Raw genomic sequence first — 11,248 nt, 5'->3', positions numbered from 1 at the left:
AATTATTAAAAAGCATTAAAAATATTTTGAATCATAAGTGAACTTTGCTATTCCAAATGTATTATTTTTAATTTCTAAAATCCATACACCTTCCACTTTATCAGATACTTTTTCATATCTTAAAGCATAATTAGTATCAGCCACCTTCTGCATCGTTGACCGAGGTACAATACCAAACATAGGCAATATATCTTCTTTATTAAAATTCATTGTAGAATTATCATATCCCATATACTGACCAGAATAAACGTTTAATCTTACTACTACATCATCAAATAATATAAATTCATATTTGTTCTTTTCATATATATATAATTTACCTACAATACTTTGATTGTTTTTTGGCATTGACCACTTGAAATCTTCAACGCTTTCGGGATCTCCTAAAATTTCAATCAATTGTGCACTATTAATATTACTGAATTTTGTAGCATCTATGATCACTGGAACAGAGCTTTTTGCATCTTCTTTATCCGAACTTTGATTAGTCCCTACTATTATAGTAATAATGATAGCAAGTATAATAACTGTCCAACAACCAACAGGAAAACACCCTTTCTTTTTAGGTGGGGCATTATAAAGATTGTTATCAATATTATTTTTACCTATATTGATATCTACCGGACTAAAACTTCCTTGCTCTGTAGTGGGAGTACTCGATGTTTTAAACATTTTTTGAATTAACGTTTTATATATCTTGTCATCAATTTCTAATAGGCTTTTTTTACCATCTTTAAATTCAATAGCGACAAAGTGTGTACCTTTGTTTTTTGCACTCAGTCCAGCAAGTAAACCAACAGGCCCCAACAATACTCCGCCTACCAACCCACGAGAAACTCCTGATATAGCGCTCTTTCTGTGTTCCTCTGTAATCAACTCGTAATTTTCTACAGTGTTTTGATTTAATTCTAAAATTTTTTTAAACCCTGAATTAATACTAATTAATTCAGAAATTTTTAATACTGAACAATTTAAATAATCACCAGCAATTACCTTATTTTTCGCCATGCTTTGCCCTCCTTATGTACTAATATAACTATACATGGATAATAGAGGGAATTCTAATACTATTTCATATCTCTACCTTTTTCTTCTTCCTTTGGCTCCTCGTTTAGCTTCACGTTCAGCCTTCTTATCTTCATCAATCTTGACTTGGACAGAAGCAATGATACATGCTTTGTCAGTAATAGGCAGATATATATACTCTGACGGCAGGCGACGCATCTTTTGCACCCACCAGTGCATTATATTTGCGTCACCATCACCGTCCTCAATTAGTTTTTTACTTCTTCCACCAAGTCCTCAAGTTCTGCTTCATAGCCGTTGACTTCTTGCGCTGCCGCCGAGGCATCTGCCATTTCACCAATTGTTAGCATTTTTCCTAGTAATGCATCAGCACCCATTACGCCATATGAATCCTGCAGCTCTTTATCTTTTAAATTTGGAAAAACAATAGATTCAACTGTTAACAGACGTTGGTATTTAAAATGGTCAAAATCAGTATTATATTGCCCTTTACGTTTCCCTTGTGTAATCATAGAACGTTTTGTTGATTCAGACTTTAATTCAGTATCACGTTCTGGTGAAACAGGTGCAAACTCCCATTCAATGGGTTTACCTTGTTCATCTATGAATTTCTTTGAAATAGCACGTTTAATATTTTCATTTCCTTTTTTGTTATGTGCGAAGAAAGCTGTTAAATTTGACATATATAATCACCTTTTCTTTGTTATTTTTAATAATTAAAAAGAGCCCACATTGTGAGCTCTAGTCTTAAAGCATTTCTGGCAACATTGTAAATTCCTGCGGCATTTCGAATCGTTCGAAAGTGAAGTCGAAAGAATCCTCTAAATATTCGGCATCAGCATCCAATGCTGCAACAATGCCTCCATCTATATTGCAATCAATCAAAATGGTTGTTTGGCGCCCGGCTTGAGAGGAACGATCTTCATTTGTCAATTGGATATCAAAATAAGTGTCTTCTCCAGTATCTTGATAATGTTTCAGCATTTTTCTAAAGATAGATGTGTTGAAGTAAAATGTTGCACTACCTGTATTTTCAATACCAGTAGCCTTATTCCCCTTTGCCACTTGTCCCATAATAGGAATTTGAGTTTTCGTTTTGTCTGACCTAGCCTCTATATTGATCAATTGAGCAAATTTATAACGATTCCCATCAATTGTCACCCATGCTACACCTTGAGCACCATGAATAGCATCACGAGCATGCATGGTAGCATCTGCAAAATACTGCAAATCTAGCGGAATTAAGATTTGATTTAAATTCAATGCAATTACCTCCTTTATGCTACTGTCGTTGTCACATAAAGCTGTGACATCGTTAATGTATTGATTACTTCTTCTTGTATAACTACAGCTCGTTTCGATTCGCCTTGACCTACGAATAGCTTATCTTTATCGTAGTTTTGGATAGCTCGAATACGTTGCATTTCCCCACGATGTTTACCAATATCATTCCATAGAGAAATACGGCCATCGTCATCGTTCGGAACTTTCCCTAAATAACGCGTATTAAATAAATGCGCTGTATCGATTGCTAATTGATCTAGAACTCGTATTGTCTGGTTGAATGAAAAATCTTCGTTTTTATCAACTCTGAACGATGTAAATGTATTAACATCTTCTAACACATTGAAGTCATCACCCACACGATGGAACACGTATTTACCTGTGTTCAATAGAATGGTTAATTGAGGTTGTGTTTTCGTTTCAGACATATCCAGTTTATGTTCACCATCGTAAGTACGGTTTGTATTGGATTGATTAACAGCAACGCCGGCCTGTACGCCTGTAACCCAATAAACAGCGCCAAATACTTCCTCATCATCTCCAATCGCATCATTTTGAACATCAATGATACCTTCATGATCAGCTTTCCCTAGCTTGTGACCGATTAATTGGAATTTACCGCCTACCTCATCACGAATACGTTTTGTGTATTCCATATATAACGATTTAATAGTGGGTTCTTCTGATAAACAGCCCAGCGTATTAAATCCATATGCTTCTAATTCATCTAAAGCCAATTGATGAGGTGTACCTGCTGTTAATGCTGTTGCTCCATTATCACCGCCTGCTAATGGTGTACCTGCAGTAGCAGCTAATGTTGCATCTTTTTTGAAATCAACAAAATCATTTGGTTTTAAATCAGCAGCAGTTGAAATCGCATTCTGTTCATCAATTAAAGTGCCTGCAATAAGCGTTTTTACGTCCCATTTTGTCGGTTCATCTACATTCGATTGAATAACGATAGTAATATCATTACCTCGTATCCCTTTATATTTAGCTGTAGCAAATTCATTTGTACCCTTGGCGCCACCTAGATTCAATTTGCTAAAGAATACTGTAAGTGCACCTTTAAATAAATCTCGTATTCCTTTTAACTTTGGATGTGTGTATTCATAACCGAAAATTTTCAACGAGTCTTTCTGTAAATCCTCTTTCGATACGGTCATTACTTCATCATCCATTCCCCAATCTAGAGCAATGGGCAATGCTGCATAACCACGGTCAGATAAATTTATGAATGCTCGTGGTTTACTAATAAAATTATGATACGTACCAGGTAAGACTTTATTTTGTGTTAACCAAAATCCTCCACCTAATGCCACGTTATTTACCCCCTTTGTCGAATTTCTTTAGAATGCCATCCACTTCGGTGAATGCGTATGTTTTGTCGTCCTCTAGCAACGCATTTAAAGCATCACGACGATGGACATATTTTTGGCTTTGGACTAATTGAACCTTTGTGAACTTTGGAAGATTAGCTGTTACAGCATCACTTGTCACAGGCTCAACTTTGTCTAGAATATCGTTAGTTTTAGCCACTAGGAATCACCCTTTGCTTGTTAATGTATTGTTCTAATGAGCCCATAAAAATCTTTTCTTCTACTTCTTGCAAAAGGAAATTGAAACGAATGAAATTATGGCCGATGCCATCTACTACCTCACTGTTAGCACCATTACCTAGCATCAGTGAGCCATTTAACAGCGTTATTTCTTTTAGTGCTTGTTGTACCTTCAATGTCATGTTTGACGCATCGGATAAGCCGGTTTTAGGGAAATACTGTACGTTAAAAAATGTTGTTACCTTCCATCTGCCACCGATTTGTCTTATATGCTCAAGGTTCAAAAATTGAATTAAAAAAGCAGGAGTTTTAAACCCCTGCGGTACTTCATCTATATATTTTTTATAGCCACTGCCAAAGCTTTCATGAAGCTTAACAGATATAGCATTTTGAATATCATTAATCTCCATTGAAAGCCTCCTTTAGCATTGTATATAGCTTTTTTTGAAGTATTGTTGGTGCTTGTTGTTCTACTTGGTCAGCGCTTATGGTCATCATGAAACGACCAGGAACCCAACCTTGGTGATTAGATGTTCGATGACCAAACTCAACGTATTGAGCGTATTCTACTGGATTAATAACCTCTATTTCGTAAACAGAACCACTCTTTTTTACTTGTCCAATAGTCCATCCACGTCGTAAAGTTCCTCCATCTACTTTCGCTACTGGTGTGCGTCGAATCACTTTGCCTAACAACCTTGCAGCTAATTCTTTCGCGCAATCCTCACAGAACTTTTCGTAATCAGCAGTTGCTAACTTAGCCAACTTTCTTTCAAATGCTTTCAATTGCCTTAAATCAACGCGCCCACCTCTACCCATTACGCGTACCTCTCAAATGCTTCAAGCATTATCTCTTGATGATCTGTATAAATAGCAGGTTCGCCACTTCTTGTGTATTCAACAGTTTTACTATGCTGTGTCACAATAATCTTTGAGCCTGCCGGTATATCTAATTCAGGCGCAATAAATAGTTTAGTAGTCTGAGCAATCACTGCTGGACCACCTGTTGGAGTAGTTGATGTTTGCTTTTCATATGAAAGCTTGCATTTTTGGTCACTTAACATAGTTACTTCTTTATGCGTAGTTGCATGAGTAACAGGATCTTCAACCTCTTGCCAAACTTTCACTGTGCACAATCCTTTGTACAATGATTCTACAGCCTTTCTACGTGCACTTACCATGTAAGCACCCTATACTTCACAAAGTCTGTATTGCTATGTTTAAGGTATAAAATAAACGCTTCGAACTGAGCTTCAGGCGTTCTATTTGCTTCAATAGCAAATACTACATTTGTATCGCCGTCTTGCACTTGTTTAGCAACTGATTCAAAGTTCAGTGTTTCGACATCCAGTAAGCCCATCGATTTTTTAGTAAGTAAAAACTCTCCTACTACCATATCAATAGCTATTTCGTTTAAGCCTCTAGGAACCACTGATAAATTTGTTTGGTTCTTGATGTGACTAGTTACTTTATCAATAGCATGCTTCAACAACATATCGTCTGAACTACTTGGAGCACTAGATAAAGTCACTCCAAGAGCAGATAGACGCATTACTACATCTAAATACATACGAATCACTCGCTTTCAGACGTTTTACTTGATTGTGCAGCCTTCTTCGGTTCTTCTAATCGTTCCATCATTGATTCGTTCAAATGTTTATCGTCAATCGTCAATTCTTCACCAACTAAATAACGCTCTCCCTTATAACGTATAGGGAAAGCGCCATTTTTAACTTTTACTTTAATGTTTGCCATTCTAAATAGCCTCCTTATGCAATCGGTTGTGCTTGGAATACATTCTGTGCTTCTGGGAATGATGGGATTGCTGTAGCTGCTGCCTTTGCCCATGTTGAAACAGGATCTTTACCTTCTTCATACACCATTCCAATTACTTTGCCGATGGTAGTCATTTCAACATCAGAACCACTACGGATAAGGCGTGATTCTTCTGGTGTTGGGCCATATAACGATTCACCAAGTGGACCGTCGCCAAACATTACGAATTTATTATCTGGGAAGTAACTCTTTGTTGTGTATGTCCCATCAGCGTTTTGCTCGCGATATTTTGTGTTTGAATTAGATTCATACACAGCAATAGTAGGTAAGCCTTGTTGTGTAAAGAAAGCATTTAAATCCGTTAAGTTTGCCACACGAGCAGAACCAGCACCATATAAATAACCAATAATCTTTGGATTACGCAAAATTAGAGCAGCGATTTTTTTCGATGTTAACGCACGAGTTGGTGTAATATCTAGCGAATCAGACCAACGCTCTAAATCTCCTAAAATATCCTCTGTGCCAGTTCCCCATTGATCAGTTCCAGCAAGTGCCTCTTTGTGGTCTGCAGGTACTCCGTAACCAACTGTAAGAGTCTTTGGCTTGCCATCGGCTGTATTCAACGCTAGTTTCAATTCTCCTGTGCTCAAAGCTTGCATACGCATTAATTCAACGCTAGCGCGAACATCATTAGCTGCTTTATCAATTAAATTAAACACACGTTGCATCAGGTATTGTTGCTCCTGCGCTGTTCGTGGGAATTGTAATGCAATCAAATCCTTTTCAGTAATTTGATACTTTTTCTTAATGTAAGCAGCCTCTAACACCTGTTTAGCAGCCTCAACTGAACCGATTTCTGCCTCTGTATCAAAAGAGTGTACCTTAGCAATAACAGGTAATTCATTTGCTCCTACAAGATACTCGAATTCTAGTGTGTCGTGTTTAACTTCCGGGAAAAGAGCTTCTCCCACACCATAGCTTTGATATTTTCGTTCCTTCATGTAATCTAGTACTGTTTTTTGACCAAATAACTCTAAAATGTCTGGCATATTGTTTTCCCTCCAATTATCGGAATTTAATTTCTTTTAATGCTGTTTTTGCTGCTGCATCTGGAGCAACAGGTAGACGATCTTCTAAAATATAGGCTTCAACAATCAATGAACCAGGTTGTGGTCCATTTGTTACATCGACATCGGTATATAAGATACCTTCTGCTGTAGCATCATTTTTAGGTAAGATAGTACCCGCCTTTACGATTTTCTTTCCATTCACATCTGCTGTTACACCTACATCACTCACTAAATACGTAAATGCTTGTACTTTTGATGATGCTAAGAAGTTAACACGTTGAAATTTTTCAATTGGTTTTACATATGGCATATATAGCCCTCCTTATTGTTTAGTCCCAAGGGTTGTTAGTTGTATCACTTGCGCCTTTTTCATTCGCCATTTTTGCGAAGTTAGAGCCTATATCACTTGCTCCTGCACCATTGTCTGCACCTCCAGCAGGATTCCATCCTTTAAATGTCGGTGGTTGCTTTTCTGGCACAAATAAAAAGGACTTCGATTCTTGCAACGTTTTAAGTTGCTCCTCAAGTCCTTTTGTTACTTTTCCATCTTCGCTTAATTCAATTGTTGTTTTATCGATGAGGCCAGCAACTAAATCAACATCATGTACTTTGCTGTGTAATGACAATTTTAGCGCTGCATTCATACGTTCATTTTTCAATTGTTGCTCGTATTCCGTTTTAGCTGTTTCGTTAGCCAGTTGCAAATCAGTTATTGTCTTTTGTAGATCATCATTACCTTTGGCCTTGTCTTGTAAATCCTTCAACTGAGTTTCATGAGTTTTTACTTGTTCTTCGAGCGTTTTCTTTGCCTTGTTGACCTCATCAAAGCGCTCTTTAGGAATCATTGTTCCGTATTTACCAACAACAGCCTCAGCTTGCTCCTCGCTTAACCCCATTGCAATTAAATCTTCTTTTTTCATCTGATTAGCCTCCTAATTCGTGTTTTACGTGCAACGGCACGATAGGTTTGGAAGCTTGTTCTTTAACGTCTACAAGCTCGAAAAAGACGATTATGACAAACTTTACGTAGTTCACTGAAAATAAAAAACACTCAGCTCTCTCAATTAGGAGGCTAAGTGCTCATTTCATTATATTCTTGAATGGCTTCTTGAATCAGTTTATTTGCTTCAATCATTTCATCATCGTTAAGTTCACCGTCTTGAATAGCTTCATTCAAATGGTATTTCATGCTCTCAATACTCACAAGTTTGTGTAGCTTTTGACATTTCCCCATCGTGTATCCTCTTGGAATTAAATCAATATAATCAGGTACGCCATCGAGGGTTGGGACATATTCAAATAAGTTTTCCTTGTACAAATCAGGTAAATCCAAATTCATCAATATTTCTTTCATTTGAATCACTCAACTTTCTTGAAAATCATATTATTTTTTTCGGCAAACTTTTTATTAACCTCATATATAAATGAATCCCAAACTTCATAAATTTTTTGAGGATCATCTAATTCAGGGAAGCTTTTTGCAACTTGACGCTTAATTTTATCATACTCATTTGCAAAAAATATATTTTTAAACATAGAACTCTTATAATTCCCTCTATCTAAAATATACTTATCTCCATTCGCACATTCCAAAGTATATGCAGCTACAGACTTGTATTTTACCATTAAAAATAAATCATGACTTGAAAATGAGGTTGGACTTGGATGAACATGTGTAAATATTATACTGTTTTGCGGGCTTTTTTCTAAAACATCATTTATTTCTTTTGTTAAATCCACTCTATTAATATCGGACCCTACTAAAGAGGCTTCAATCGAATTTTTTTCTTTATTTATTAAGTACATTTTTTCTTTTCGCTTGGTATTCATAAATCCATTCAATTCACTATGAATCTCGTTTAAAAGATCACTACCCACTTGGTTTACATTTAAATAATTTCGCCAATTTACATTGGATTGTTTGACTGGATACACTTTACGATGACGTTCATTCGATTCATCTAGAATTTTTCTTTTAGAGATAACAGATTTATCATTTAAGATAAACCTTTCTTTCCATTCATGATATTTCATATCAGACGGCACATAGTACACTTTACCATCAGCATCTCTTGCAGCACGTTCACTAATATCGAACTCGTCAGCAAAATACGGTGCTGTTGTCGTTCTACATCGAGGATGAAACGGATTCGCTGTTACACCAGCCTCAAAATCTGTCACCTTAAATACCTTACCGTCCATTGATTGGCATATGCTACTTGTTTTATGATCTAAAGTTGCGATGATTTCATAACGCTCAACATCAAGCTCACCGAATACATCCTTTTGAGCAACAGCACTAAAAAACGCCGACTCGGTCATAACTAGACGAGCAGCGTTGGAGCGTGAGGTATTCATTTTTCTTGTGATTGCTGAAATCATACGAGTAGGAGCTTCACCTCTCGCTATTGATTGGATAAGCTCTTTATGCAATGTATCTAACAACACATTTCGATCTCGCCATATCTTTTGACTAAATGTACGACCATCAGCAGTCCACGGCTTGCTAATTACTTTCGTTAACCTCGTTTCATCCAGTGCTTGTAATGTAAACCCAATTTCGAAAGCTTTCTGCACCTCGAATGCTGTGTGATAGTACTGTGTTTGATATGTCTCTTTCATCAATTGTTCAAAACCCTCAATTTGCCCACCATACAGTTTTTCTACATGTTGCTGTAATTGTAACTGCAAACTCTCTAAACGGCTTATATGGACACGAGAAGAAGCGTTTTCGAGCTGTTTCATCCATTGTTGGTTGAGTGCATTCTTTTTACCGTATTCGATGTATTCATCGACAGTCCAACGGAACTCACGAAGTTCATCTGATTTTAGTAAAAGTTTAGCTTCATCAAATGTGATTTCGTTGTTAGCAGCAAAACGGTTATACCACTTTAAAATATCAACTTCTATGTCGTTCATAGTTTCGATATAAGCTTTTCGCAGGTCCTCATAATAAAAGATGCTGCGATTATGCTGGGCTTCTTCTAATTGCTCAAAACGGCGACGCCAGTAATTACGAGATTTCTTCGCCATTGCCATCACCACCATTTAACTTCTTGTTAAAGGTCGTTTCGTAATTATCCATTAAATCCATTTGCTCTTGCTGTTCCTTCTTCTTGCGTTCTAATTCTAGTTGCACGTCTTTTACATATGGATGTTGGGCAATCTTTGTTTCTTCTGATAAGTAAGGTGATTTCTCTAATACCTCAACGACTTCTTTTTCATTGATTAAGATATCGCGGTTAAACACAATATTAACTTCTTCACCTTCAAAGTCTCCTTGGCCTGTATTAGCTAAATGTTGATTAACAAACCATAATAATTCCTCAAAGGATGCTTGAAACTCTGTCTCAATACCATTTGCATCAAGTTCAATATCGCTGTACATAGACTGGATATTCATTTGGTTAGGATTGTTAGCCATGCGTTCATCTTTTGCATCATAGCCACGGCCATTTTCAATGAGCGCCTTTTTAAATAAAGACAGAATCACCTTATAGTTCTCTGGGTTAACTTCAACTGTTAATGTTTCTACACCGCCCTGGTTATCCTTATTGCGATTTATTTTTACAACACCATACTGTGATAGATTACGCCTAAACTCACCTAAATTTTGTCCACCATAGTTATACAACACCAACATTGTATTGCGGGCATCTTCTTGCATATTATTTTCAAAGTCACTTAACATGACGTTAATACCGTCTTGAAGGGATTTAACACGTTTTATCAAAGGTATTTCCTTGTTATTAAATTTAAATGGTAACAACGGTGTCCGTTGCCAATTCATACTAAATTCATTTTCACCATCATTAATATGGATATAAGATGACGTTACTTTTGTTACATCTTTTACAAGATGCCCTGCAAACCACTGATAATGTTCCACTCCATTAGTGCTATAAACCTCCACCTTTTCCACTATAAATTCTCTATCACCCTCATACTCTTTTACGGAGTATAAGCGAATTGCAAAGTCTAGAATTGTTTGTTCTGAATCCTTCCAATACGGAATGATTTCGTGTGGAGAAAAGCGTTTTATAGCAAACTCACCATTTTCATTATAATACGGATAAAGCCATCCAATACCACCGTTCAGTGCATCTTGTCCAATGCTTCTTAATGTGCGGTGGAATCGTTTATTGAAAATGTCTTGTAATTTCTTTAAGTATTCATCATTTTCAGTTTCAATTGTTATTGGTTTACCCAGTTGATAATTTACTTTTTGATCAACAAGTTTGGCATACTGGTTATCTAGTACCTTGTTGTTTGGCAGGTTATCATTTACCTCTAACCTTCCATCTTTACCAATAACCCAACGTTTACGCTTTAGAATATCTTGTTCACCTTCGTAATAGGCCTCGCCAATCAGCATCCACTTTCGCTTCTCTGACTTTTTAAACTTATTAATCTCGTTTTCAAGCCATTTAATATCTGTTATGACATCATTTGCACCAGCTGTTATGTTTTCGTTGATGATATCTGTGTCTGTCACAGCTCCTTGGTAAGGGAAAAAGCTCATATTCTCACCTC

The 11,248-nt window shown here is 36.7% G+C and carries 17 protein-coding genes; all 17 read right to left on the bottom strand.

Features of this window, described 5'->3' with window-relative positions; all coding sequences use genetic code 11:
* Positions 1 to 15 precede the first annotated feature (15 nt).
* The 17 genes from C9J37_RS28780 to C9J37_RS18985 all read right to left on the bottom strand — a co-directional run bounded on the left by C9J37_RS28780 (position 16) and on the right by C9J37_RS18985 (position 11,237).
* Positions 16 to 1,008 (bottom strand): hypothetical protein, encoded by a 993-nt coding sequence (locus tag C9J37_RS28780; protein WP_201262193.1) that lies wholly within the window; start codon positions 1,006 to 1,008, stop codon positions 16 to 18.
* A 72-nt stretch (positions 1,009 to 1,080) separates the two neighbouring features.
* Positions 1,081 to 1,224, bottom strand: a complete 144-nt coding sequence (locus C9J37_RS28400) for a hypothetical protein (RefSeq protein ID WP_170219846.1) — start codon at positions 1,222 to 1,224, stop codon at positions 1,081 to 1,083.
* A gap of 50 nt (positions 1,225 to 1,274) precedes the next feature.
* Complete coding sequence (locus tag C9J37_RS19055) at positions 1,275 to 1,709, bottom strand: phage tail assembly chaperone (protein ID WP_107896633.1); 435 nt, start codon at positions 1,707 to 1,709, stop codon at positions 1,275 to 1,277.
* A gap of 64 nt (positions 1,710 to 1,773) precedes the next feature.
* A complete protein-coding gene (locus C9J37_RS19050; RefSeq protein WP_235617173.1) occupies positions 1,774 to 2,289 on the bottom strand; it encodes a phage tail tube protein in 516 nt (171 codons plus the stop codon).
* Between the two features lie 14 nt (positions 2,290 to 2,303).
* Positions 2,304 to 3,632, bottom strand: a complete 1,329-nt coding sequence (locus C9J37_RS19045) for a phage tail sheath subtilisin-like domain-containing protein (RefSeq protein ID WP_107896632.1) — start codon at positions 3,630 to 3,632, stop codon at positions 2,304 to 2,306.
* Position 3,633: 1 nt separating this feature from the next.
* Positions 3,634 to 3,849 carry a hypothetical protein gene (locus tag C9J37_RS19040; protein WP_107896631.1) on the bottom strand — a complete coding sequence of 72 codons (216 nt, stop codon included), beginning with the start codon at positions 3,847 to 3,849 and terminating at the stop codon, positions 3,634 to 3,636.
* Positions 3,842 to 4,279: a phage tail terminator family protein gene (locus tag C9J37_RS19035; RefSeq protein WP_107896630.1), complete on the bottom strand. Its 438-nt coding sequence runs from the start codon at positions 4,277 to 4,279 to the stop codon at positions 3,842 to 3,844. Before C9J37_RS19035 ends, C9J37_RS19040 begins: the two co-directional genes overlap by 8 nt.
* Positions 4,269 to 4,688, bottom strand: coding sequence for an HK97 gp10 family phage protein (locus C9J37_RS19030; RefSeq protein WP_107896629.1), 420 nt, complete (start codon positions 4,686 to 4,688; stop codon positions 4,269 to 4,271). Before C9J37_RS19030 ends, C9J37_RS19035 begins: the two co-directional genes overlap by 11 nt.
* Positions 4,688 to 5,050 (bottom strand): hypothetical protein, encoded by a 363-nt coding sequence (locus tag C9J37_RS19025; RefSeq protein ID WP_107896628.1) that lies wholly within the window; start codon positions 5,048 to 5,050, stop codon positions 4,688 to 4,690. Before C9J37_RS19025 ends, C9J37_RS19030 begins: the two co-directional genes overlap by 1 nt.
* Positions 5,044 to 5,439, bottom strand: coding sequence for a hypothetical protein (locus C9J37_RS19020; protein WP_137067784.1), 396 nt, complete (start codon positions 5,437 to 5,439; stop codon positions 5,044 to 5,046). The genes C9J37_RS19025 and C9J37_RS19020 overlap by 7 nt, the downstream gene beginning before the upstream one ends.
* Positions 5,440 to 5,444: 5 nt before the next feature.
* Positions 5,445 to 5,624 carry a conjugal transfer protein gene (locus tag C9J37_RS19015; protein WP_107896626.1) on the bottom strand — a complete coding sequence of 60 codons (180 nt, stop codon included), beginning with the start codon at positions 5,622 to 5,624 and terminating at the stop codon, positions 5,445 to 5,447.
* 14 nt (positions 5,625 to 5,638) lie between these two features.
* Entirely contained in the window at positions 5,639 to 6,694 is a 1,056-nt protein-coding gene (locus C9J37_RS19010) for a major capsid protein (RefSeq protein ID WP_107896625.1), read from the bottom strand.
* A 16-nt stretch (positions 6,695 to 6,710) separates the two neighbouring features.
* Complete coding sequence (locus tag C9J37_RS19005; protein WP_107896624.1) at positions 6,711 to 7,025, bottom strand: hypothetical protein; 315 nt, start codon at positions 7,023 to 7,025, stop codon at positions 6,711 to 6,713.
* A gap of 19 nt (positions 7,026 to 7,044) precedes the next feature.
* A complete protein-coding gene (locus C9J37_RS19000) occupies positions 7,045 to 7,635 on the bottom strand; it encodes a phage scaffolding protein (RefSeq protein ID WP_107896623.1) in 591 nt (196 codons plus the stop codon).
* Positions 7,636 to 7,787: 152 nt separating this feature from the next.
* A complete protein-coding gene (locus tag C9J37_RS18995) occupies positions 7,788 to 8,069 on the bottom strand; it encodes a hypothetical protein (RefSeq protein ID WP_137067785.1) in 282 nt (93 codons plus the stop codon).
* A gap of 5 nt (positions 8,070 to 8,074) precedes the next feature.
* Positions 8,075 to 9,748: a minor capsid protein gene (locus C9J37_RS18990; RefSeq protein ID WP_107896621.1), complete on the bottom strand. Its 1,674-nt coding sequence runs from the start codon at positions 9,746 to 9,748 to the stop codon at positions 8,075 to 8,077.
* Positions 9,729 to 11,237, bottom strand: coding sequence for a phage portal protein (locus C9J37_RS18985; RefSeq protein WP_201262192.1), 1,509 nt, complete (start codon positions 11,235 to 11,237; stop codon positions 9,729 to 9,731). The genes C9J37_RS18990 and C9J37_RS18985 overlap by 20 nt, the downstream gene beginning before the upstream one ends.
* Positions 11,238 to 11,248: the final 11 nt, after the last annotated feature.

The sequence above is a fragment of the Lysinibacillus mangiferihumi genome, assembly GCF_003049665.1.
GTDB lineage: Bacteria > Bacillota > Bacilli > Bacillales_A > Planococcaceae > Lysinibacillus > Lysinibacillus mangiferihumi.
This window is presented reverse-complemented; position numbering and strand designations above follow the sequence as displayed.